The 23643-nt window shown below is 66.3% G+C and carries 22 protein-coding genes and 1 pseudogene; 12 read left to right on the top strand and 11 right to left on the bottom strand.

Annotation, left to right across the window (positions count from 1 at the left end; all coding sequences use genetic code 11):
• Window position 1 precedes the first annotated feature (1 nt).
• From ACQCVD_RS04595 to ACQCVD_RS04605, 3 genes and pseudogenes are all read left to right on the top strand, one after another.
• Window positions 2-979: a ribose-phosphate diphosphokinase gene (locus ACQCVD_RS04595; protein ID WP_426822535.1), complete on the top strand. Its 978-nt coding sequence runs from the start codon at window positions 2-4 to the stop codon at window positions 977-979.
• A gap of 335 nt (window positions 980-1314) precedes the next feature.
• Entirely contained in the window at window positions 1315-2073 is a 759-nt protein-coding gene (locus ACQCVD_RS04600) for an SDR family NAD(P)-dependent oxidoreductase (RefSeq protein ID WP_426822536.1), read from the top strand.
• Window positions 2074-2089: 16 nt separating this feature from the next.
• Window positions 2090-2725 (top strand): annotated as a pseudogene (locus ACQCVD_RS04605) (DNA alkylation repair protein).
• On the opposite strand, the gene ACQCVD_RS04610 reads toward ACQCVD_RS04605, so the two are convergent.
• The 3 genes from ACQCVD_RS04610 to ACQCVD_RS04620 all read right to left on the bottom strand — a co-directional run bounded on the left by ACQCVD_RS04610 (window position 2726) and on the right by ACQCVD_RS04620 (window position 5308).
• Complete coding sequence (locus ACQCVD_RS04610) at window positions 2726-3841, bottom strand: MFS transporter (RefSeq protein WP_426822537.1); 1116 nt, start codon at window positions 3839-3841, stop codon at window positions 2726-2728. It abuts the pseudogene before it with no gap.
• A 213-nt stretch (window positions 3842-4054) separates the two neighbouring features.
• Window positions 4055-4483, bottom strand: a complete 429-nt coding sequence (locus ACQCVD_RS04615) for a VOC family protein (RefSeq protein ID WP_426822538.1) — start codon at window positions 4481-4483, stop codon at window positions 4055-4057.
• A gap of 42 nt (window positions 4484-4525) precedes the next feature.
• The gene (locus tag ACQCVD_RS04620) at window positions 4526-5308 is read right to left on the bottom strand and encodes a 2-keto-4-pentenoate hydratase (protein ID WP_426822539.1); all 783 of its coding nucleotides are present in this window, start codon (window positions 5306-5308) and stop codon (window positions 4526-4528) included.
• Window positions 5309-5776: 468 nt separating this feature from the next.
• Here ACQCVD_RS04620 and ACQCVD_RS04625 point away from each other — a divergent pair, with 468 nt between their 5' ends.
• On the top strand, window positions 5777-6388 hold the full coding sequence (locus tag ACQCVD_RS04625; RefSeq protein WP_426822540.1) for a 50S ribosomal protein L25/general stress protein Ctc: 612 nt from the start codon (window positions 5777-5779) through the stop codon (window positions 6386-6388).
• 141 nt (window positions 6389-6529) lie between these two features.
• Window positions 6530-7084: an aminoacyl-tRNA hydrolase gene (gene pth / locus ACQCVD_RS04630; RefSeq protein ID WP_426822541.1), complete on the top strand. Its 555-nt coding sequence runs from the start codon at window positions 6530-6532 to the stop codon at window positions 7082-7084.
• Between the two features lie 26 nt (window positions 7085-7110).
• Here pth (ACQCVD_RS04630) and ACQCVD_RS04635 read toward each other — a convergent pair whose 3' ends face one another.
• On the bottom strand, window positions 7111-8487 hold the full coding sequence (locus tag ACQCVD_RS04635) for an FAD-dependent monooxygenase (RefSeq protein WP_426822542.1): 1377 nt from the start codon (window positions 8485-8487) through the stop codon (window positions 7111-7113).
• A gap of 64 nt (window positions 8488-8551) precedes the next feature.
• Window positions 8552-9922 carry an MFS transporter gene (locus tag ACQCVD_RS04640; protein ID WP_426822543.1) on the bottom strand — a complete coding sequence of 457 codons (1371 nt, stop codon included), beginning with the start codon at window positions 9920-9922 and terminating at the stop codon, window positions 8552-8554.
• 65 nt (window positions 9923-9987) lie between these two features.
• Between ACQCVD_RS04640 and ACQCVD_RS04645 the strand changes: the two genes are divergently transcribed.
• From ACQCVD_RS04645 to ACQCVD_RS04660, 4 genes are all read left to right on the top strand, one after another.
• A complete protein-coding gene (locus ACQCVD_RS04645; RefSeq protein WP_426822544.1) occupies window positions 9988-10773 on the top strand; it encodes an IclR family transcriptional regulator in 786 nt (261 codons plus the stop codon).
• A 144-nt stretch (window positions 10774-10917) separates the two neighbouring features.
• A complete protein-coding gene (locus tag ACQCVD_RS04650; RefSeq protein ID WP_426822545.1) occupies window positions 10918-12045 on the top strand; it encodes a cupin domain-containing protein in 1128 nt (375 codons plus the stop codon).
• A 5-nt stretch (window positions 12046-12050) separates the two neighbouring features.
• Window positions 12051-12878, top strand: coding sequence for a fumarylacetoacetate hydrolase family protein (locus ACQCVD_RS04655; RefSeq protein WP_426822546.1), 828 nt, complete (start codon window positions 12051-12053; stop codon window positions 12876-12878).
• On the top strand, window positions 12878-13615 hold the full coding sequence (locus ACQCVD_RS04660) for a maleylpyruvate isomerase family mycothiol-dependent enzyme (RefSeq protein ID WP_426822547.1): 738 nt from the start codon (window positions 12878-12880) through the stop codon (window positions 13613-13615). Before ACQCVD_RS04655 ends, ACQCVD_RS04660 begins: the two co-directional genes overlap by 1 nt.
• Here ACQCVD_RS04660 and ACQCVD_RS04665 read toward each other — a convergent pair.
• Window positions 13612-14562, bottom strand: a complete 951-nt coding sequence (locus ACQCVD_RS04665; RefSeq protein ID WP_426822548.1) for a LysR family transcriptional regulator — start codon at window positions 14560-14562, stop codon at window positions 13612-13614. The two genes, ACQCVD_RS04660 and ACQCVD_RS04665, sit on opposite strands and share 4 nt — an antisense overlap.
• Before the next feature lie 59 nt (window positions 14563-14621).
• Here ACQCVD_RS04665 and ACQCVD_RS04670 point away from each other — a divergent pair, with 59 nt between their 5' ends.
• Window positions 14622-15878, top strand: a complete 1257-nt coding sequence (locus ACQCVD_RS04670) for a M20 family metallo-hydrolase (RefSeq protein WP_426822549.1) — start codon at window positions 14622-14624, stop codon at window positions 15876-15878.
• 22 nt (window positions 15879-15900) lie between these two features.
• Here ACQCVD_RS04670 and ACQCVD_RS04675 read toward each other — a convergent pair whose 3' ends face one another.
• From ACQCVD_RS04675 to ACQCVD_RS04690, 4 genes are all read right to left on the bottom strand, one after another.
• Window positions 15901-16116, bottom strand: coding sequence for a hypothetical protein (locus ACQCVD_RS04675; RefSeq protein ID WP_426822550.1), 216 nt, complete (start codon window positions 16114-16116; stop codon window positions 15901-15903).
• Between the two features lie 199 nt (window positions 16117-16315).
• Complete coding sequence (locus tag ACQCVD_RS04680) at window positions 16316-17773, bottom strand: glyceraldehyde-3-phosphate dehydrogenase (protein WP_426822551.1); 1458 nt, start codon at window positions 17771-17773, stop codon at window positions 16316-16318.
• 92 nt (window positions 17774-17865) lie between these two features.
• A complete protein-coding gene (locus ACQCVD_RS04685) occupies window positions 17866-18819 on the bottom strand; it encodes a 3,4-dioxygenase subunit beta (protein ID WP_426822552.1) in 954 nt (317 codons plus the stop codon).
• A 136-nt stretch (window positions 18820-18955) separates the two neighbouring features.
• On the bottom strand, window positions 18956-19960 hold the full coding sequence (locus tag ACQCVD_RS04690) for a nitronate monooxygenase (RefSeq protein ID WP_426822553.1): 1005 nt from the start codon (window positions 19958-19960) through the stop codon (window positions 18956-18958).
• A 21-nt stretch (window positions 19961-19981) separates the two neighbouring features.
• Between ACQCVD_RS04690 and pth (ACQCVD_RS04695) the strand changes: the two genes are divergently transcribed.
• Entirely contained in the window at window positions 19982-20656 is a 675-nt protein-coding gene (gene pth / locus ACQCVD_RS04695) for an aminoacyl-tRNA hydrolase (RefSeq protein WP_426822554.1), read from the top strand.
• Window positions 20657-20695: 39 nt separating this feature from the next.
• On the opposite strand, the gene ACQCVD_RS04700 is transcribed toward pth (ACQCVD_RS04695), so the two are convergent.
• A complete protein-coding gene (locus tag ACQCVD_RS04700; RefSeq protein ID WP_426822555.1) occupies window positions 20696-21250 on the bottom strand; it encodes an NADPH-dependent FMN reductase in 555 nt (184 codons plus the stop codon).
• A gap of 126 nt (window positions 21251-21376) precedes the next feature.
• On the opposite strand from ACQCVD_RS04700, the gene ACQCVD_RS04705 reads away from it, so the two are divergent.
• Complete coding sequence (locus tag ACQCVD_RS04705; RefSeq protein WP_426822556.1) at window positions 21377-23017, top strand: peptide chain release factor 3; 1641 nt, start codon at window positions 21377-21379, stop codon at window positions 23015-23017.
• The last annotated feature ends 626 nt before the right edge of the window (window positions 23018-23643 follow it).

Below are 23643 nucleotides of genomic sequence, written 5' to 3' on the forward strand. Positions count from 1 at the left end.
AATGACTGCTCACTGGAAGCAAACTCACAAGAACATGATGCTGTTCTCCGGACGCGCCCACCCGGAGCTCGGCGAAGCGGTGGCGGACGAGCTCGGCATCGAGCTGACCCCGACCACCGCACGTGACTTTGCCAACGGCGAAATCTTCGTTCGCTTCGAGGAATCCGTCCGTGGTTCCGACTGCTTTGTGCTGCAGTCCCACACCCAGCCGCTGAACAAGTGGATCATGGAACAGCTGATCATGATCGACGCGCTCAAGCGCGGCTCCGCCAAGCGCATCACCGCGATCCTGCCGTTCTACCCCTACGCCCGGCAGGACAAGAAGCACCGCGGCCGTGAACCCATCTCCGCCCGCCTGATCGCCGACCTGCTACAGACCGCCGGTGCGGACCGGGTGGTCTCCGTGGACCTGCACACCGACCAGATCCAGGGCTTCTTCGACGGCCCGGTCGATCACATGCACGCCATGCCGATCCTGACCGAGTACATCAAGTCCAAGTACACCCTGGAAAACATCTGCGTGGTTTCCCCCGATGCCGGCCGCGTGAAAGTCGCCGAGAAGTGGGCCAACACCCTGGGCGACGCCCCGATGGCCTTCATCCACAAGACCCGCAGCGTGGACGTGGCCAATGAGGTCACCGCCAACCGCGTGGTCGGTGACGTCGAGGGCAAGGACTGCGTCCTGCTCGACGACATGATCGACACCGGCGGCACCATCGCCGGTGCCTGCCGGGTACTCAAGGAGGCCGGCGCCCGGTCCGTGGTCATCGCCTGCACCCACGGTGTGTTCTCCGACCCCGCCCGCGAGCGCCTGAACGACTGTGGCGCTGAGGAGGTCATCACCACCGACACCCTGCCGCAGTCCACCGAGGGCTGGTCCAACCTGACCGTGCTCTCCATCGCCCCGCTGCTGGCCCGCACCATCAGCGAGATCTTCGAGAACGGCTCCGTGACCACCCTCTTCGAGGGCGAAGCCTAGAGCTTCCCGGTAGATCTTCTTCCCCGTCGCGCTGCACCTGAGATTCTGGTGTGGTGCGGCGGGGTTACTTCGTGCGTCCTGTCGGGCAGGTAGCGGCTACCGCCGGTTTGTGGACTTCCGGGCAGGGTATCTGCCCGGTACCCGCTACCTACCCGACACTGCCCCCTGCTGGACAGTTCCCCTTCTCCCCCAGCCGGGCAATCGCACCACGCGTATCCTGGAGGGCAGACCCGCTGGAGGAACAGTGCAGGTCACCAGGTTTGTTTCGCACATTCCACCAGTCGTGGTGAAACCCAACACCCGCTGCCCCGCGAAGGTGGCGAGAAGGAGAACCCATGAGCACATTCAACAACAAGGTCGCACTCGTCACCGGTGGTGCCAGCGGCATCGGTGAAGCCATCGCCAAGGATCTGGCCGCCCACGGCGCCAAGGTGGTGGTCACCGACATCAACCTCTCCGGCGCCCAGAGCGTGGCCGACGCCATCAAGGAGGACGGCGGGGAGGCCGCCGCCTTCGAGCAGGACGCCAGCGACGCCGAGGCCAACCGGAAGGCCGTGGAGTTCGCCGTGGAGACCTTCGGCGGACTGCACTACGCCGTCAACAACGCCGGCATCGGCGGCACCGGCGAGCCCCACGGCGAGCTGGACATCGAGAAGTGGAACCGGGTCATCGGCATCAACCTCAATGGCGTCGCCTACGGCATGCGCTACCAGATCGAGCAGTTCCTCAAGCAGGATGACCCGGCCGGTACCGCGATCGTGAACATCGCCTCGATCCACGGCACCGTCGCCGCCCCGGACAACTCCGCCTACACCGCCGCCAAGCACGGCGTCGTCGGCCTGACCAAGAACGCCGCCGTGGAGTACGGCGCGCAGGGCATCCGCATCAACGCCGTCGGCCCCGCCTACATCGACACTCCCCTGCTGCGGGGTTTGCCCCAGGACTTCCGCAACGCGCTGGTGGCCAGGCACCCGCTGGGACGGCTCGGTACCGCCGAAGAGGTCGCCACCATCACCCGCTTCCTGCTCAGCGACGAAGCCTCCTTCGTCACCGGCAGCTACCATTTGGTGGACGGCGGCTACACCGCCCTCTAGCTCTAGAATCGGTGACATGACCACCGCATTCCAGGCCCTCGCCCGCGCGCTCGGCGACGGTGCCGACCCGGCCCGCGCCGAGACAATGACCGCGTACCTGCGCGGTCATTTCGACTTTCTGGGGGTTGCCGCCCCCGACCGGCGCAACGCCAGCGCAGCGGTGCTACGGCAGTTGCGCGGCCGTCCAGACTGGGAGTTCGTGGCGCACTGCTGGGCGGCGGAACAGCGGGAGTTCCAGTACGTGGCCTGCGATCATCTCCGCAGCGTTCCATTGGGTGCTGCGGACCTGCCCCGCCTGAAGGAGCTGGTGGGCACCAGGTCCTGGTGGGACACCGTGGATGCATTGGCCAAGCCGATCGGCCGGGCGGCCAGCCCCGGCGTCATGCGGTAGTGGGCACAGGACGGGAACCTGTGGGTGCGAAGGGCCGCGATCCTGCACCAGCTGGGACGGAAATCTGCCACGGACACTGAGTTGCTCACCGAAATCATCCTGGTCAACCTCGACTCCGGGGAGTTCTTCATCGACAAGGCCATCGGCTGGGCGCTACGGGACTACTCCAAGGTGGACCCGGAATGGGTACGGAATTTCCTGGCGGAGCACGCCGCCACCCTGTCACCGTTGAGCCGGCGGGAAGCGGCGAAATACCTCTGACTACACGCGCGTGCCGGGATTGAGACCCTGCAGCACGGCCACCACCAATAACCCCGCCGCGGCCACCCAGAAAGCGGCGGCACCAATGCCGGTGTAGATCGGTAGGAACACCACCGGCGCCGCAGCGGTACCGAAGAAACGGAAAGCCTGGACCGTGGAGAGCAGAGAAGATCCTCCCGAACCACGGAGCACCGCAAGGTTGACCGTGGCCTGCAGTCCCTGACCGGCCATGACGGTCACCGCCCAGATGAGCGCTAATGCCCAGACCCAGGGGGCGACCGGGAGCACCAGCAGCGAGACCCCGCCCAGCACCCCGCCTGCGATCAGGATGATCCGCACGCCGTATTTATCAGCCATGACGCCGATGGGCCGCGCCGCGAGGAAGGCAGCGGCCCCACCACACATGATCACGAGACCACGCCCGACCGGCTCCAGGCCGAAACGGTCTTCCGCGTACAGCGAGGCCAGGAAACCGAGGCCGATGATCCCGATACCGACCGCGAAACTGGTGGCCATGTTGATGCTCACCGGCCACCACTGCACCCGCCCCGTGACCTGCTGCAGCGAGGCGTTCGGGGCCGGCACCACCGGCACCCGCACCAACAGGATGAACGCGGCCGTGGCGGCGGTGACCAGGAAAGTCAGCCGCCAGGACACCAGGGTGGACAGGCCGGACACCAGCGGTGCGGAGAGCATTCCCAGTGACTGCATCGCCGCATAGGTACCCAGTGCCGAGCCGAGCGACTCCGGTGGGGTGATCTCCCGCAGCATGACCTGGAACACCGGGGTGGTGAACGCATTGGCGATGCCGATGATGGCGAAACAGATCAGGAACAGCCACCAGGCTGGCGTGACCAGAAGCAGCAACGCCATGGGGAGGGTCACCGCATAGGCCGCGAACACCACCTTGTGGGGCTGGATTCCCCGCACCAGTCGGCCGGAGATCAGCATCATCGTGGCGAAGGGGAACAGATACGCGGACATCGTCAACGCCGCCTGCGACACCGTGATGCCGAAGGTGGCAGCGAACTCCGGCAGCACCACCGCCAATGCCTGGCCGGTGAACGGCCCGATGAAGCCGCCCACATAAATGGCCGCACCCTGCAGTTTTTTCATCACGGTCCTTTCTGACCGTCACAGGATACCTGGTGGATTGCCTGACGGTTGCCGATTCCGGGTAGCCCACCGGTGTTGTTGACCGTCGCCACAGGGGCGCCCTCCAGGTAGCAGATGCCTCCCGGTCCCGCAGAGCTTGGACCCGAAACAAGATATGAAAAGCCCGCCCCGGTGATGGGACGGGCACGTGAGATCCGAGGCGGTGCTATCGCCCTACCTGAACGCTGCGGGATCCATCCACACGATTTCCCAGCCGTGTCCTTCGGGATCGTCGAAGGCGGCACCGTACATCGGCCCTTGTGCTTCCGGTTCGCGGATGATGGTCCCACCCGACTGCCGGACCCGGCGGACCATTTCGTCAACGTCGCGTGGGCTGCCGGCGTCGAGGGCGTTGAGCATTTCACGGGGATCGGTGGATTCAGCCGTCGCACGGTCGTGGAAGGTGGCGAACTTCTCCCGTGCCAGCAGCATGACCACTATGTGGTCGCTGATCTCGAAGGAAGCGGTCTGCTCATCGCTGAACATCTCGTTGAACTTCCAGCCGAGGGCGCGGTAGAACTCACGGAGTCCCGGGAGGTCGGCGGCGGGGAGATTGACGAAGATCTGCCGGTGTTCGAGTCGGATCGGGGGCGGGACGGACATGACGGGCTCCTTGACGGTCGAGCTGCGTGGTCCCCCTAAATTCTAGACGCAGGAGACCTTGATCTCGCCGAGATTCGCGAAGCGGGCGGTGAAGGACGAGCCGGGCTGGAGGAACACGGCGTCGGTGAGTGCGCCCGTCAGAATGATGGCACCGGCGGGCACGGTCTGGCCGCGCTCGGAGATCTGGTTGACCGCCTCAGCGACGGCCTGGGCCGGGTCCCCCTGCACTGCCGCTCCCGTGTCCGTGGCAACTTCCTGCCCGTCCACCAGCAGGGTGACCTCTTCGTTGATGAGGTCGAAGTCGCCCGGTTGGCAGATGGTGGAGCCGAGCACGAAACCTGCGGACGAGGCATTGTCCGCGATGACGTCGGGTAGGGCGAAACTGAAGTCCCGGTAACGGGAGTCGATGATCTCGAAGGCCGCCGTGATGTGGGCGGTGGCGTTCTTGACGTCCTCGCGGGTGCACCCCGGGCCGGCCAGCTCCTTATCCAGGATGAAGGCGATCTCGGGTTCGATCCGGGGGTGGATGTAGCCGGCGACCTTGACGGGTTCCCCGTTGCAGCGCTGGTGGGCGTCGGTGAGCCAGCCGCTGATCGGGGCGTCGACGTTCATCTGCTCCTGCTTTGCCCGGCTGGTCAGTCCCAGTTTGAAACCCACCAGCTCCTCCCCACCGTCGAGCCGGGCCGCAATCAACCGGCGCTGCACCTCGTAGGCGGTCTGCTCGTCCAGACCGTCCCATTCCTCGGTCACCCGGTCGCGGTCCTGCCGCAGCCGCTCAGCCCCGAGTAGAGCCGTGACAGCGGAGTCAACATCAGTGATCGTCATGTGCGCCACCTTTCTTCCCGCCCGCAACGTGGGCCGTGTCATGCTTGGCTGAGGCCAAGGATAGTCTCTCCCTGACCGCCCGGGAGAATCACCCCATCCGTGCGCGGTGGCACTGAGGAAAAGCCGGGCATTCCTCCCCCAGGCTGATCTGCGCCGAGTCGACCGCGGGCATCATGGATGACACCGCGCAGGAGGCCGAACGGGATTAGGGGCGGCAGGATTTGACGTGTTATCGTGGTGCAGTCTCGGCGAGGGCTCCCTGTGGGCCGTTATCGACGCGATTGTGATTCACAAGCTTCTGCTCCGGGTTTCCGAACCAGCATCAAGCCTGCGAAGACTCGACGAGAACAATTGTTTTCGACAGTCGGCCGCAGGCTTTTGTCGTTACTCCCCCTTCTAGGGGCAGACGATGAACGCGGCCGAGGACACTGATCGTTTCTGATCAACAACTACCTTGAGGAGCACCACATGGCTGCAAAGTACCCCACCCTCCAGGCCGCCCCGCGTACCGAATTCGGTAAGGGTGCCGCCCGTCGTCTGCGTCGCAACTGGCAGATCCCGACCGTGATCTACGGTCCGGAGACCGATCCGATCCACGTCGCCGTGAACCTGCTGGACTTCACCTCCATCGTCCGTAACGACGGCATCAACGCCGTCGTCGAGATCGACGTCGAGGGCGAAAAGCACCTGACCATGATCAAGCACCTGGACCAGAACGTGCTGACCCTGGACATCGACCACGTTGACCTGCTCGCCATCAAGCGTGGCGAGAAGGTCGAGGTTGAGGTTCCGGTCGTCGTCGAGGGCGAGCCGGCCCCGGGCACCCTGTTCATCCAGGAGGCGGACACCATCCTCATCGAGGTCGACGTGCTCAACATTCCGGAAGAGATCACCGTCTCCGTCGAGGGCCTGGAGTTCGGTGCCCAGATCACCGCCGCCGACATCCAGATCGGCGACGCCACCCTGGCCGACGATCCGGAGCTGCTCGTCGCCAACATCGTCTACCCGGAGCCCGAGGAGCCGGAGGAGACCGAGGAAGAGGCGGCCGAGGGCGAAGCTGCCGCGGAAGAGAACAAGTAGTAGTCTCTCCTCTTTCGAGAACCCCTCGCCCCGGGACCTGCCAGAAGCGGCAGATTCCGGGGCGAGGGGTTTCCCGTTTCTCCGCCCGGGGAAGACGGCTGGGCGGCACCGGTGTCCACCCCCTGTGCCACAATGAGGCCCGTGACTGACCGCAACTTCCCGTTCCTCATTGTCGGCCTGGGCAACCCCGGACCGAAATACTCCGGTACCCGGCACAACATCGGCTTCGAGGTGGTGGATGAGCTCGCTGCCGCGGCCTCCCCGATGCCCGCCGGGTTCTCCGTGCACAAGCGGTCCAACGCCGAGATCGCCGAGACCAGGCTCGGAGACACCAAGGTGGTGCTGGCGAAACCGCGGACCTTCATGAACCTGTCCGGCGGGCCGGTCAAGGCCCTGGCTGACTTCTTCAAGGTACCGGTGGCGCAGCTCATCGTCATCCACGACGACCTGGACCTGGACTTCGGTGCGGTGAAGCTACGGCCGGGTGGCGGGGACCGGGGCCACAACGGGCTGCGCTCAACCACCAAGTCGCTGGGAACCCGGGACTACCTGCGGCTCTCCGTGGGGATCGGCCGGCCACCGGGCAGGATGGACCCGGCGAGTTTCGTGCTCAGGCCCTTCACCCGCGCGGAGCAGGCCGACGTCCCGATCATCCGCGCGGACGCCGCGGATGCCGTGCTGGCGGCGCTGCGGTGACAGGACGTCGATAAGCAGGTGGAACGTCAGACCGTGACCTGCTGGCCCTTGAGGTTCTCGCGCTCCCGGGCGATGTGGTGCAGGTTGTACTCCCATTCCTGCAGCGCCTCGGGCAACTTTCCCCTGGCGGGATCCCTGAGGTATTCACGGCGGGCGGCATCATAGTCCCAGAGCCAGTCGGCGTAGCGGTACCAGCCGGACTTCTCGGCATTGCGGAAGGTCTCGTTGCGGATCAGCCGCGACAGGCCGTCGACGTGCCACAGCTCACCCCAGAACCGGCTGGTCTGCTGGATGCGGGAGGTGCGCGGGGCCCGCTCATCAGAGACCTCGCGCAACACCTCACCCCAGTTCACCTCGCCCCCGGCGGCGGCCTCGGAGGCGTAGAGGGCCAGGCACTCGGAGTCCTCCATGGCCATGACCGCCCCGGAGGCGATGTACTGCAACGGCGGGTGGGCGGCGTCCCCCATGACGATGACTCGGTCAGAGACCACCCAGTCAGGCAGCGGCTCCCGATCCGACATCTGCCACCAGGTGTCCAGCCACATGCTGCCCAGCCGGCCCTGAATGAACTCGTTGGTGTGGTCGAAGGCGCCCTTGAACTCATCGTTGTTGCCCCAGTCCTCCGGCACTTCCGTGCCGTTGATCAGGGAGTCCAGGTAGCGCGGGGACTGGAACACGGCGACCTGGTTGAGCAGTTCACCGCCGCGCAGCGGATACTGGATGAAGTGGCAGCGGGGCCCGATATAGCCGATGACACTGTTGAGTCCCTTCATGTCCGGGTCCTCGGGCAGTACGGAGGTGCCGCGGTAGGCGACGTAGGCGGACGGCACCGGTTCGTCCTGGCACAGCTCCTTGCGGAACACGGAGTGAATGCCGTCGAAGGCAACCAACAGGTCAGCCTCCAGGTCCTCGGTACTGTCATCCCCGCGGTGCCGCAGGTGCACGGTGACCCCGTCCTCGCGCGTGTCCGCGCCTTCGACCTGGATGCCGTTGTGCAGCGTGGCCCCGGCTTCCCGAGCGGCCTCCACCAGCAGATTCAGCAGGTCAGAGCGGTGGATGACCAGATAGGGTGCGCCATAATGCTCGCGGAACTGCTCCCCGAAGTCCATCGTCAGGATTGTTTCACGGGTGATGGCGTCCCGGAACTGCATATTGTCGGGCAGATAACCGGAGGCGACGGCCTTCTCCTTCAGTCCCCACTTCTCCAGCATCTTCACGCCGTGCGGGCCGATCTGCAGACCAGCGCCCACCTCCTTGAACTCCGGGGCCCGCTCGTAGAGCGTGACATCTGCTCCGCGCAGGGCGAGGGCCAGGGCACCGGAGGCGCCGCCGATCCCGCCGCCGGAGATGATGATCTTCTGGCCGGTGAGGTCTTCGGTCTTGGTGAGGGAAGTCAGGGACATGGGAGAGGTTTCCTTTCCAGGGAGTCAGGGGGTGACGTGGCCGACAGGTGCGGGGAGTCCATGCTCAGGCGGAGGTCCCGGTCACGGCGTAGCGGGCCGCGTACCGGCGGCTCTGGGAGAGCAGGATCAGCAGCGAGACCGCGGACAACAGCGCAGAGAACGCGAACAACAGGTAGTTCGACCCGACTCCGAAACCCCAGGTGAGCAGGAGTCCGGCCAGCTGCGGAGCGACGACCGCGCCGATGCGGCCCACTCCGAGGGCCCACCCCAGAGCGGTGCCGCGGAGGGAGTGCGGGTAGAAGTGCGCGATGGCGGCGATGATGAGGATCTGCGTGCCGTGGGTGCCCACACCCGCCAGGATCAGGATGACGTACACGGCGATCACCGGCGGCTCGGTGAGCAGGAACAGCAGGGCCACTCCCGCCACGCCGGCCGCCAGCGTGCCGGAGAGCAGCGGGCCGAAGCGGTCACCGGCCCAGGCGGTGATGACGGATCCCAGGACCGCACCCAGGTTCAACGCCAGTGTGAAGTTCAGTGCAGCGCCGAAATCATAGCCGTCCTCCTGCATCAGCTTCGGCAGCCAGGTGCCCAGGCCGTACCAGGCCAACAGGGTGACGAAGGTGGCCAGGGCGAACCAGATGGTCACCACACGGTAACGCGGCCCCAGCAGGTCCTTGAAGCCGCCGGAGCGACCTTCGGGATCCTCCCCTGTTGCAGTTGCCCGGGCCGTGTAGTCCGCCTCGATCTCCCGGTCGGAGGGAATGATCTTCATCGCGACCGGCAGACCGATGACCAGCGGCACCAGGGCGATCAGGAACATGAAACGCCAGCCCCACTCTTCGTGGGAGGGGACGATGAACTGCGCGAGGATCGCCGCGACCGAGCCGCCGATCGGTACACCGGACATCATCACGGTGGACCAGGCGGACATGGTCTGGCGCGGAACCAGGTCAGCGGTCATGGCGTTGACCGATGGCACCAACCCGCCCAGCCCGATACCGGCCAGCAGGCGGAAAGCACCGAAGATCCACGGGTTCGGGGCGACCGCACACAGCAGGGTGAACACGGACAGGACTATGACCGAGCCGATGACGGCCACCTTGCGTCCCATCCGGTCCGATAGTCGACCGATGAACACCGCGCCGATCACCATGCCGAGGAAGGCGGTGGAACCGACCGTTCCGGCAGTGCCGGCCGACAGATTCCACTCCTCCATCAGCTCGGACTGCACGGTGCCGTAGACGATGAGGTCATAGCCGTCGAAGACGACGAAGAACCAGCCGATGAGCACCGCGGCGAGACGCCGTCCGCTGATTCCGAGGATGGTGAAACCACCGGCGGGCGAACCGAAACCCTGGTCGGCGGCGGGCGATGCGGTGGCACCGCCCAGGTGGCCGGATGTCCCCGGCGGCGTGGTGTGTGAGGTTGAAGCCATAGCCACATGATCGACGTGACCAGAGTTACAATCAAAGCTATTCCACATAGCGGAAGGTTTGATTCATGCACTATCCCGGCCCCACCCATGGCACACCCCCGCGGGAGTTTCTCCAGTCGGTCGACCTCGCTCTCCTGCTGGTTCTCATGCTGCGAGACTCCGGCACCCTGACCGTCACCGGCTGCGCCGAGGCCCTCGGCCTCGCCCAATCCACCGTGCACCGATCCCTGGCGATGCTGGTCTACCGCGGTTTCGCCACCCGGAGCGAGTCACGGACCTACCTCCCGGGGCCGGCACTGGCCACCTCGAGCCTGGAGCCCGGGGCCGGGTCCGAGCTGATCTCCGCCTGTTCCGACCACATGCGCGCCATCGCCGCAGAAACCGGCGAAACCTGTCACCTGATGATGCTGTCGGGGGTCAACTCACACTTCCTGTACACCGTCGAAGGCTCCCATCCGGTGCGGGTCGGCAGCCGCCGGGGGCAGGTGATGCCCGCCAACCAGAACTCGGGCGGACTCGCGATGCTGGCCGAACTTTCCCCTGGTGAACTGCGGGTTCTCTATCCGAAACTGGCTGAAGAGGAATTCGCGGCCCTCCGCCGCCGCCTGCACCGCATCCGGAGCCGGGGCTTTGCGCTCAATAACGGCATGTTCGAGCATGACGTCTCCGCCGTGGGGGCCCGCCTCCACAACGATCTCGGCGACACGCTCGGTGCCATGACAGTGGCGGTTCCCACCTCCCGCTTCCGTTCCGTGCACGCCGCCTGCGCAGAGTCCCTCCGCACGCATGTCCACAGTCTGAACCGGCGCCTGGAGTCCCACACGGTGCCCGCAACCGCCCCCAAGGGGTAGGGAAACCCACCCCCAGCCCTCTTGCTGGGTGCATTTTCCACAGAGCGGAATTGCTTTGAGGCACAGTCCACCCTTCCCTAGGTTCGAGGTCACAACCCCTCACACCGTGGGTCATCGCGGTGCCAGGAAAGGAGATGTCCTGTCATGGGAAACACGACCGCAGACGAGTATGCGGGTAAGCACGTCGAGTACGCTCCGCCGCCCCTGACTCCCGAAGAGGAGAAGGAGCTGCAGCAGATGTACGACCAGATGGACAAGCTGCACATGAAGCCCCTCTGGACCCAGATCGGCGGCCTCATGCCGAATGCGCCGGAACCACGGGCGGTGGCTCACAAGTGGGACTGGGCCAGGCTCTACAAGCTGGCCCAGCGGGCCGGCGAACTGGTCCCGGTCGGCCGCGGCGGCGAGCGGCGCGCCATCGGTCTGGCCAACCCGGGTCTCGGTGGTCCGACTTACATAGCCCCCACCCTCTGGGCCGCCATCCAGTATCTGGCCCCGGGCGAGAACGCCCCGGAACACCGCCACTCCCAGAACGCCTTCCGCTTCGTCATCGAGGGCGAGGGCGTCTGGACCGTGGTCAATGGTGACGCCGTACCGATGCGCCGCGGCGATTTCCTCCTGACCCCGGGCTGGAACTTCCACGGCCACCACAACATCGCGGACGAACCGATGGCCTGGCTGGACGGTCTGGACATCCCCTTCGCCTATCAGATGGACACCGGCTTCTTCGAGTACGGAACGGAGCAGCTGACCGACGAATCCACACCGGACTTCTCCCGTTCCGAACGACTGTGGGCCCACCCGGGTCTGCGTCCGCTGGCCTTCCCCGGAAAACAGAACTCCTCCCCGATCGGCCGTTACTCCTGGGAGCACACGGATGCCGCACTGAAGGACCAGCTCGCGCTGGAGGACGCCGGCTTCCCGGGTGCGGTCGCCCCCGGTCACGCGGGCATCCGGTTCACCAACCCGACCACGGGCGGGGACGTCATGTCCACGATCCGGGCCGAGTTCCACCGCCTGCGTCCGGGCGCGGAAACCACTCCGGTCCACGAGGTCGGCAACCGCGTGTTCCAGGTCTTCGAGGGCTCGGCGACGATCACCGTCGGTGAGGAGACCTTCGACGTCCGGCACGGCGACATCGTCAATGTACCGTCGTGGAAGAAGTGGTCCGTCGGCGCCGGCAGGGACGGCGCCGATCTGTTCTGCTTCTCCGATCATCCCATCTTCGAGGCCGTCAACCTCGCCCGTACCTACACTCCGGAAGGAATTTAACAACCATGCGTCTTGCTACCATCCGCTCCACTGAGGGCACCTTCGCCGCCCGCGTCGAGACCGACACCACCGCCGTCAAGATCGACGGTTACGCCAACGTGGGCGACCTGCTCCAGGTCGAGAACTGGCGCGAGATCGCCGAGCAGGCTTCCGGCGAGGCACAGGAGTTCGGCAGGCAGGATCTGGAGGCCGTCGTTCCGGCCCCGAAGAAGATCGTCTGTGTCGGCCTGAACTACGCCAACCACATCACGGAGATGGGGCGCGAGCTGCCGGCCACCCCGACCCTGTTCGTCAAGTACCCGGACGCACTGACCGGCCCCTACGATGACGTCATGGTCCCGGACTACGCCAACTCCGCCCTGGACTGGGAGGGTGAGCTGGCCGTGGTGATCGGCAAGCGCGCCCGCCGCGTCAAGGAAGCCGACGCGCAGGACTACATCGCCGGCTACGCCGTGATGAACGACTACACCATGCGCGACTACCAGTACCGCACCCTGCAGTGGCACCAGGGCAAGTCCTTCGAGAAGTCCGCCGGTTTCGGTCCCTGGCTGACCACCAGCGACTCCTTCGAGTTCGGCGGCGAGCTGGCCACCTTCCTCGAGGACGAGAAGATGCAGACCACCCCGACCGATGACCTGGTCTTCGGCCCGGCGGCCCTGATCGAGTACATCTCCCACATCTACCCGCTGGACGCCGGCGACGTGATCGTGACCGGCACCCCGGGCGGCGTGGGCCACGCCCGCGACCCGAAGCGCTACATCGGCGACGGCCAGACCACCCGGGTCTCCATCGAGGGCCTGGGCGAGATCGCCAACAAGACGGTGTTCGAGTAATGGTGGATTCCTTCCACGGTCTTCCGCTGACCGAACGGCTGCAGCTCGCCCGCCGGGGCACGGCGCACTACTCCGGCCAGCTGGCCCTGCTCGACAACGACCAGTTCGCTGAACCCACCGCGCTGGAGGGATGGACGCGTAACCATCTGATCGCCCACGTCGGCTACAACGCGGCGGCGATCTGCAATCTCATGGACTGGGCGGCCACCGGCATCGAGAACCCGATGTACCCCTCCCCGGGCGCCCGGAACAAGGAGATCGAGTACGGGGCCACGCTCATCCCGGATGCGCTGCGCAACCTGCACGATCACACCGTCGCCCGGCTCGACGTCGCCTGGCGCGACGCCCCGGCCGCCGCCTGGGATGCGGAGGTGCTGACCGCACAGGGCCGTACCGTCCCCGCCGCGGAGACGCTGTGGATGCGCTCCCGTGAGGTCTGGATCCACGCCGTGGATCTGGGCGTTCGTGCCACCTTCACCGACATACCGGAGGTCATCCTGACCACCCTGCTGCAGGAGATCCCCGGCAAGTGGCGGGGCAAGGGCGACGGCGCGGGCCTGGTGCTCGTCAACGACACCTCCGGCGAGCGTACCGAGGTCTCCCCGGCCGATGACACACATCCGGTTACGGAGATCCACGGTGATCTCGCCGGCCTGGTCCGCTGGGCCGCCGGCCGCGGTGACAACGGCGTCAGCACACCGGACGGCGCGGTGCCGCAGCCCCCGCGCTGGCTCTAGTTTCCCCTGAGCTCCTCCGGGTGCCCACCGCCCTGGAGGAGTTCCGCTATCTCACGGCACACCGCCCGGATCGCCGGGTGGGCGCCGGCACCTCTGCGCACCGCCACGGAGATCACGCGGGCGTCATCGGCCACCGGGGTGGTGTGCACCGCCTGCCGGTCCACGCCGGTCAGCGCCAGCTCCGGGATGAGTGCGGCCCCCACGCCCTGTTCGACCAGGCGCACGTGCATCATCACGTCGGAGGTTTCGGCGATGACCGCGGGCTCGAACCCGGCACGCCGGCACACGGCCATGGCCCACTGCCCGGCCTGGGTGTCGGCGGGTTCCATGATCCAGGCGGCGTCGCCTAGTGCGGTGATGTCCGCTTCTCCCCAGCTACGTGGAGTGACCAGGTGCAACGGGTCCCGCGCGAGCGGTTGGACCGCCGCACCGGCGACCTGCGGCAGCGGCCGGTCCGGGTACTCCTCCTGCAGCACGATGTCGAACTCGTGCGCGATGAGCCGCGGCAGCGCCTCCTCGACCGGGATGTGGCGGACCACCGTGCGCAGCTCCGGGTATCGGCCGCGCAGGTTCTGCAGCAGCAGTGGCAGGACCGCGTGCCCGGCGGTCTGGAACACGGCCAGGTTGACGGTGCCGGAGATGCGGCCGGTGGCCTCGGCGAGGTCGGCCTCGGCCTCCTCCAGGTGACGCAGGATCTCCTCGGCGTGCCCGACCAGTACGAGCGCGTGGTCCGTCAGCCGAATTCCACGGCCCACCGGTTCCAGCAGGGTGACGCCGACCTCGGTCTCCAGTTGGGAGATCTGGTGCGAGACCGAGGAGGGATTGTAGCCGAGCGCCCGGGCTGTGGCGGCCAGGGAACCGCGCACGTGGACCTCCCGCAGGATGCGCAGCCGGTTGACGTTGAGCACGGCCTTCCTCCACTCCCGGGTATGGTGAAATTCCTTCACCGGTATATGTTGATCTCATCGTATCGTTTCCACGTGTCACGCTTCCTAGACTTCCGGTCATGACCAAGGAATTGACGATCAACAGTGAACGACTCTGGAACTCCCTGCAGGAACTGGCCCGTATCGGTGCCTACGAGGACCGGGCGACCGGACTGACCGGCGTGAACCGGCAGTCCCTGACCGACGAGGACGCCGAGGGACGCCGCCTGCTCATTGACTGGCTGCGCGACGCAGGCCTCGCGGTCACCGTCGACCAGATGGGCAATATCTTCGGCCGCCGCGAAGGCAGCGAGCCCGACCTGGATCCGGTCTACACCGGCTCCCACATCGATACGGTGAGCACCGCCGGCGCCTTCGACGGCTGTCTCGGCGTGCTCGGCGCACTGGAGGTGGTCCGCTCCCTCAACGACCGCGGCTCAACCACCCGCCGCCCCATCGTCGTCGCCGCGTGGACCGAGGAGGAGGGCGTGCGCTTTGGCACCGACATGCTCGGCTCCGCCGTCGCCGCCGGCCGCCTCAGCCTGGACTACGCCCATGCGCTCGCCGACGCCGCCGGAAAGACACTCGGCGACGAGCTCGAGCGCACGGGCTTCAAGGGTGAACATCCGGTACTGCTTGACCCGCCGCACGCCTACGTGGAGTGCCACATCGAGCAGGGGCCGGTGTTGCTGCGCGAGGACACCCAGCTCGGCGTGGTCACCGGTGGACAGGCCATCTCCTGGCAACGCATCACCCTCGGCGGGCGTGCGGCACACGCCGGCACCACCCCGACGGAACTGCGTATCGACGCCGGTCTCGCCGCCGCCCGGATCGTGGTCAAGGTCCGCGAGATGGTGGACTCCGGAGACTACGGTCGGCTGCGCGCCACCGTCGGCCACATCGCCACCTCTCCGGGCCTGCCCAGCGTAGTGCCGGACCGGGCGGAACTGACCGTGGATCTGCGCAATCCGGACGACGGGTGCATGGTCGCCGCCGAGCGCGATCTCGCCGCCTTCCTGGAGACACTGCCCGAGTCCCAGCCGGGCCTGGCGGTGGAAACCCGGCGCATGGCCAGGACGAACCAGGTCCCCTTCTCCGGGGAGATCCAGAACCTGATCGCGACGTCCGCGGAGGAGCTCGGCTACAGCACCAGCCACCTGATGTCAGGTGCCGGCCACGACGCCCAGGAGATTGCCGCCATCACCCCGACCGCCATGATCTTCGTGCGCGGCCAGTACGACGGCGTCAGCCACAACCCGCGTGAGTACTCCACCCCGGAAGACTGCGCTGCCGGGGTCCGGGTGCTGGCCGCGACCGTGGAAAAGCTGGCCTCGTGACCGCCCGGGCGTCTGCATCCCGCTACCACCGCCGGGCGATCTTCAGCTCTTTCGGAAGACTCGCGTCATTGCGCTCGAGGGCCCCCGACTTCAGCAGCCTGGAGTAGACGACGGGACAGTTGCGGCAACGCGGGTTGGACTGGCAGCAGGTGGTTTTCACCTTCATGCCCAAGGGGTTGAGCGTGACTTTCACGCCCTTCTTCTTGCCCTGCTTGCCGGGCCCGCGCTTTTTTCCCATATTCAAAAGTGTATTCGCTCACTTTTGGACGGTAAATAGGCTTCCGGCCACAACCCCCGACTTAGGGTAGGCACCCCTGGCCAACACCGGGGTTATCCCGGGCCCAACCCAGCCGAGGTGCCCGGCCTCCACCCCGAATAAGCCGCGCACCCACCTCCCCGGGGAGGTGGGTGCGCTGCGGTGGTTCCGGGAACCGGCCCTAGAGGGCCGCGGGGTCCAGACGCCGCGGCAGGACACGCGGGCGGGAACCTGCGACGTGCTCGACGATGCGGATAACCTGGTTGGAGTAGCCGAACTCATTGTCGTACCAGACGTAGACCACCAGGTGCTTTCCGTTGGCGATGGTGGCCAGTCCGTCCACCACGCCGGCGTGGGTGGAGCCCACGAAGTCGGTGGAGACCACGTCGGGGGAATTGATGTAGTCGATCTGCTGACGCAGGTTCGAGTGCAGGGAGACCTTGCGCAGGAAGTTGTTGACCTCCTCGCGCTCGACCTCGGTGTTCAGCGTCAGGTTCAGCACGGCCATGGACACGTCCGGGGTGGGCACGCGGATCGCGTTGCCGGTCAGCTTGCCCTCAAACTCCGGCAGAGCCTTGGCCACGGCCTTGGCCGCACCGGTTTCGGTGAGGACCATGTTCAGGCCGGCGGCACGGCCGCGGCGGGGCCCCTTGTGGAAGTTGTCGATCAGGTTCTGGTCGTTGGTGAAGGAGTGCACCGTCTCCACGTGGCCGTGCTCGACGCCGTAGCGGTCGTTGATCACCTTGAGCACCGGGGTGATGCCGTTGGTGGTGCACGAGGCGGCGGACAGCACCCGGTCCTCTTCGGTGACGTCATCCTGGTTGATGCCGTAGACGATGTTCTTCACGTCGCCCTTGCCCGGGGCGGTCAGGACAGCACGGGAGACACCCTTCGACTGCAGGTGCAGGCTCAGACCGTCGCGGTCACGCCACTTGCCGGTGTTGTCCACGACGATCGCCTCGTCGATGCCGTAGGCGGTGTAGTCGATGGTGGACGGGTCGTCGGAGTAGATGACCTGGATCGGGGTGCCGTTCGCCCAGATGATGTTGGCGTCCTCGTCCACGGTGATGGTGCCGTCGAAGGGGCCGTGGACGGAGTCACGACGCAGCAGCGAGGCACGCTTGATGATGTCGCCCTCACCCTTGCTACGTACGACGATGGCGCGCAGGCGGACACCCCCGTACGTTGCCTCACGGGCGATCAGGATACGGGCCAGCAGCCGCCCGATGCGGCCGAAGCCGTAGAGCACGACGTCGGTGTGGCGCATCTCCGAAGCGGTGCCGACGATCCCCGCCAGTTCCCCGGAAAGGTACTCCCGCAACGCGGCACCATCGGCGAAGTCCCCACCCTGCTGCTCGAAGCGGGTAGCCAGGCTCCCCAGGTCAACGGACCCGGTGCCCAGGTTCATCTCCAGTAGCTGCTCGAGGATGGCGAGCGTCTGCTCCGGCGGCAACTGACGGTCGGTCACCCGGCGCGCATAGCGGTGGGACTTGAGGATGTCGATCGCGGTGACATTGATAAGCAGTCGACCGAAAATTGAGGTGACCACATTGTGATCACGGTGCAGGCGGCTGATCAGCGGCAGCATCTGCTCCGCGATCGTGATCCGCTCATTCCAGTCGTTGGGGTGCTCAACCATGGGTGAAGATCCTCCGAAATGGGGCTTTAGAAAAGCGTGCTTGTGGCCTCATCAACTCTAGCCCAGCCCGCTTTCACCCCCGTACCAGGGGGTCACCTCGCTTCCGGTGCTCCCCCACGCGGTGGTGCCATCCCCTCCGGCGGCTCCCCCATCCCACCACCCGGCCCGCCGTTGACCTGCTCCGTGGTGGTGTCGATCGGAATGTCGATGGTCACCTGGAAGCCGACCGTCTGATCCCCGCTGACGGCGGGCATCTGCTGCTGCCATCCGTCGTTGAAGACATTGTCGCTGTCGAGGGTGATTCCCGCCAGGTTGGCGGTGGAACCTTCGTAATCGGCACCGGAATAGGTAGCTGCGCAGGTCTCCTCCGGTAGCGCGATCTGCGAAGTGAGGATGTTGTTGCCCGCCTCCGTGATCGAGTCCCGGTCGGGGAACACCTCGAAGTGGATGTGCGGCCAACGACCCTGGTAGCAGCCGGGGATGATCGAGGTGAACGTCACCTGCCCGGCGTCATCGGAGATCTGCACCCCGCGCAGGTAGGTTTCCCCGCTCAACGCCTCGTCATACATGGAGTAGCGGCCCTGCCCGTCGCAGTGCCAGACGTAGACGGCCGCGCCAACCATCGGCACGTTACCGCCGGCCATGTCGATCAGGTTCATCCGGAGGGTCATCGGCACCCCGGCGGCCGTCGCACCGCCGTCGATGCTGCCCCGGATGTCGCTGCGCTCAACCCCGGAGATTTCCAGCACATCCGGGCCGTTGGAGCCGTCCCCCGGGTAGGGCCCGGCGGTCTCGGTGTTCATCTCGGTCAGGGTGGCGGGAGCCGAGGTACTGCTGGTGCTCGTGGTGGTACCGGCGCTTGTCGAAGCCCCCGGCGCGCACGCCGCCAGCGCGGCTGCGCCGGCGCCGAGACCGAATATGCCGAGCAGGCGACGCCGTGAGACCACGGTGCCGAGGTCGAAGGCGAGTCCCTGGTCCTCAATGTCTTCCGACTGCCGGGCGAGTACCCGGTCCTCAAAGGTGCGGGCGGGTTGTCGGTGGAACACGGTGGGTCCTTTCCGGTGAAGTGTCGCGGCTGTCGCGATCAACTACTCCCCACTAAAGACCCGCCTGCTGTCACGGGGCCGGAAAAGTGCCGGGCAATCCCGGGCAGCTTCCGGAAAGTTTCCTGGCAGAAGCCGGCTATTTTCCCGCCAGGTCCGCGAGGATGTCCGCCGCCCCGACCTCCCTGGTCTGAGCTGCGCCGATCCCGGCGAGGCAATAGGAGAACCGGGGGTCCTTGCGGAGCGGCTTCATCAGCGGGTTGAGGAAAGGATAACTCGGGGGAAGGTCGGGGTGCCGGCGGGTGAAATCGGTGGCCACGCCCCTGGCGAACCGCCCCGAGAACGCCCGTGTGGTGACGGTGTCCCCCGTCGCCACCGTGTCCAGGATCGCCCGGTTGCCGACGCTGGTGCCGGCCTCGGTGGCCCGGAGAAAGGCCGTGCCGCAGGAGGCGGCGGCCACCTGCGGCAACGCCAGGGCCCGCCGGACATCGGCCGGGGTGGAGATGCCACCGGCGGCCACCAGTGGGAGCGTCGCCGGCACCTCGGCGGCGACCGCGGGCAGCAGTTCCTCCAGCGGGCGTTGATCGGGCTCGCCGTGAATGTCCCAGGTGGAGCGGTGGCCGCCGGCCTCGGGCCCCTGCACCACCAGGGCGTCCGCGCCAAGCTCGGCGGCGTTCCGCGCGTCCGCGGGGCGGGTGACGGTGATCCAGGCTTCGATACCCCGCTGGTGAAGGGCGGCGATCTCCGCCGCGGTGAAGGGCCCGAAGGTGGAGCTGACCACGGCGGGCGGGTGCGCGGCGTCGAGAAGCACGGCGAACTTCTCCTCCCAGCCGTTGGTGAAATCGACCTCCGGTACCGCCGGCTCGCCCAGCCCGTGCTCCCGGTAGATCGGACGCAACTGCGCCAGCAGGGTCTCCACCGGCACCGGCTCCCGCAGGGGTTCCTGCGGAGCGAAGAGGTTGACGGCGTAAGGACCTGCCACGGCGGCCATGTCGGTCTTGAGCTGGCCCGGGGTGGTCGTGCCACCCGCCAGAAATCCCAGGCCACCGGCGCGTGCGACGGCGGTGACCAACTGCGGAGTGGAAGGACCACCCGCCATCGGGGCGGCGATGACGGGAAGGGATAGCCGCTGGAGAATGCCCATGGCAAAAGGCTATATGAGAAGATGACGGACGTGTTCAGTTTCCGCGCCCTCTGGTCCCGACTCACCGGCGGTTCCGACCGCTCCCGGCCGTCCCCGGCCGCCGCTCCCACGCTGAGTGCAGCGGATCTCTCCCCGCAGTGGCTGGTGGTGGGGCTGGGCAATCCGGGTGACAGGTACGCCGCCACGCGGCACAACGTGGGCTACATGGCGCTCGACGATCTCCTGGCCGCAGACGGGGAGGTTCTGACCCCGCTGAACGGCTTCAAGGCCGAGGTCGCTCAGGTGGACTGGGACGGCGAGTCAGTGCTCCTCGTGCGTTCCACCACCTTCATGAATCTGAGCGGTGAGGCGGTGGCACCGCTGTGCCGAAAGTACGGGATCTCCCCGGATCACGTGGTGGTCCTCCACGATGAACTCGATCTCCCCAAAGGCAAGCTGCGGGTCCGTCTGGGCGGCAACGAAAACGGCCACAACGGCCTGAAGTCCACGTCCGAGCAGCTGGGCACCCGCGATTACCTGCGGGTGCGCATCGGCATTTCCCGCCCACCGAAGGGGATGGCCGTACCGGAGTATGTACTGGGGCCGGTGGGCGGTGGCGCGGAACTCGATGCCGCGATCGCAACGGCCGCCCGTGCCGCACGGTTACTGGTGACCGAGGGACTGGCCAGGGCGCAGAACCAGATCCACGCAAAGTAGCTGCGGCGCCCCCAGGCGAAACCCCTCACCGGAATCCGGCTACTTGTTGAGGATGGAGACCGCATCCTCGAGGGAGTTCAACATGTTCTCCAGTTCCCCGCTGCGGCGCTCGCCCGGGGCGAAACCGTTCTCGTCGGCGTCCTGGAACAGGGAGAGCTCGACCTGGTTGCGGACGTCGATCTGCGCGAAGTTGGACACGATCTGGCGCCACTGTTCGATGGCGCGGATGGCGTTGGAGGCACCGTAGCCGACGAAACCGACCGGCTTGCGGTACCACTCGGAACCCAGGGCATCGTAGGCGTTCTTGAAGGCGCCGGGAATGCCGTGGTTGTACTCCGGGGTGACGAAGATGAAACCCTCGCAGGCGTCGATGGCCCGGGACCAGGCGGTGACGTTCGGGTCATGGTACTGCTTGTTGGCAGCCCCCGGGACCACTTCGCTGGTCAGCAGCGGGACGTTGAACTCCTTGAGATCGATCAGCTCGTACTCGAAGCCCTCGGTTCCGCGGCCCCTGGCGCCTTCCAGGACCCACCGGGCCACGGCCTCGCCGAAGCGGCCATCGCGGATGCTGCCGATGATGATTCCGATCTTCATGAACTCTCCCGAGAATAGATTGTTGACGTGTCAACACAACATGATAGTCATTGTCCCGGCACCCCGCAAGCACTTCCCGGTAACCGGCTTCGGAACTTCCTCCACCGACGGCTATCCTTAATACCCATGAACTCCCCGACTGCCGCCGCCGAGGCATCCCGCCGCCGCACCTTCGCCGTCATCGCACACCCGGACGCCGGTAAGTCGACCTTGACCGAGGCGCTCGCCCTGCATGCCCACGTGATCACCGAAGCCGGTGCCACTCACGGCAAGGCGGGCCGCAAGGCCACCGTCTCGGACTGGATGGAGATGGAAAAGGATCGCGGCATCTCCATCGCGTCCTCCGCTCTGCAGTTCGAGTATGCCCCGGAAGACCACGAGGGCGAGCCCTACATGATCAACCTCGTGGATACCCCAGGTCACGCGGACTTCTCGGAGGACACCTACCGCGTGCTCACCGCCGTCGACGCCGCGGTCATGCTCATCGACGCCGCCAAGGGCCTGGAGCCGCAGACCCTCAAGCTCTTCCGCGTGTGCAAGGCGCGCGGCCTGCCGATCATCACCGTCATCAACAAGTGGGACCGTGTGGGCCGCGAACCACTGGAGCTGGTGGATGAGATCGTCACCGAGATCGGCCTGCAGCCCACGCCACTGTTCTGGCCCGTCGGCGAGGCCGGGGATTTCCGCGGTCTGGCACAGGTCAACGCCACTGGCGAGACGGACGAGTACATCCACTTCACCCGCACCGCCGGTGGCTCCACGATCGCCCCGGAGGAGCACTACTCCCCCGATGAGGCGCTGGCCAAGGAAGACGGGGCGTGGGAGACCGCCGCTGAGGAGGCCGAACTGCTCGCGGCTGACGGGGCCTTGCATGACCAGGAGCTTTTCGAGGCCTGCGAGACCTCCCCGCTGATCTTCGCCTCGGCGATGCTGAACTTCGGTGTCCATCAGATCCTGGATACTCTCTGCCGGCTCGCCCCTGCCCCGCGGGGACGGGATTCCGACCCCGCCGCCCTGACCGCCGCGACCTCCGCGATGGATGAGAGCCGCGAACCCGGCGACGACTTTTCCGGCGTGGTCTTCAAGGTGCAGGCCGGCATGGACAAGAAGCACCGCGACACCCTGGCGTTCATGCGCGTGGTCTCCGGAGAATTCGACCGCGGCATGCAGGTCACTCACGCCCAGTCCGGCCGCAGCTTCTCCAGCAAGTACGCCCTGACCGTATTCGGACGCACCCGATCCACGGTGGAGACCGCCTATCCGGGCGATATCGTCGGTCTGGTCAACGCCGGCTCCCTGGCGCCGGGTGACACCATCTACGAGGGACGCAAGGTCCAGTTCCCGCCGATGCCGCAGTTCGCCCCCGAATACTTCCGCACTCTGCGCGCGAAGTCCCTGGGCAAGTACAAGCAGTTCCGCAAGGCACTGGAACAGCTGGACTCCGAGGGCGTGGTGCAGATCCTGCGCAACGATGCCCGTGGCGACGCCGCACCAGTCATGGCCGCCGTCGGCCCGATGCAGTTCGAAGTCATGCAGGCCCGGATGGAAAACGAGTACAACGTCGAAACCATCGCTGATCCGATCCCCTACTCGGTGGCCCGCCGGACCGACGCCGAATCAGCCCCCGTCCTCAACCGCCAACGTGGCGTGGAGGTATTCACCCGCACCGACGGCGCATTGATCGCCCTGTTCGGAGACAAATGGAAGCTGCAGTTCATCCAGCGTGAGCACCCGGAGCTGACCATGGACCCGATGGTGGCTGACTAAGGGCAGGCCCGGACGCTTCGACTGACATGTCGGATTTCTCCATGTGAGCGGGGTTGTCTGTGTGAGCGGGGTTGCCTGTGTGAGCGGGGTTGCCTGTGTGAGCGGGTGACGCTGCTGCCGAAGCAACGTGTCAGTTTTGTCACCCGAAACTGACACGAAACTCCCGCAACCTTGTCATCCGGCGGGTCTACTGGCTTCCAGGCCAGCACTCTCCGCCCCACGGGGCCCCTGACCTCCAGGAATACTGACCCGCACACTCAGCCTGCGGTCGCCCCCGTCAATAACCCACCCGTTCGAACCACACGATGCGAGCGGGTGACGCTGCTGCCGAAGCAACGTGTCAGTTTTGTCACCCGAAACTGACACGAAACTCCCGCAACCTTGTCGCCCGGCCATTACAGGGAACCCGGGAGGCATCAGCCCAGTCTGAGTTGGAGGCCCTGTCCCACGCCTTCGACGGAGACACTCACATGCACTGGGCACATGTCCCTGACGCCACCCTGCCGTGGCCGAGTTCTGCTGTGTCTCAGCGGCGTGTGCACCTCGAGGCCACAGTTCCGCGCAGCCGTCAAGAGCTCGCAGCAGCGGGAATCGGACGGCCGGCACTCCAACGGGACTATGTGGCC

It is taken from the genome of Corynebacterium halotolerans (genome assembly GCF_050107895.1).
GTDB classification, from domain to species: domain Bacteria; phylum Actinomycetota; class Actinomycetes; order Mycobacteriales; family Mycobacteriaceae; genus Corynebacterium; species Corynebacterium halotolerans_B.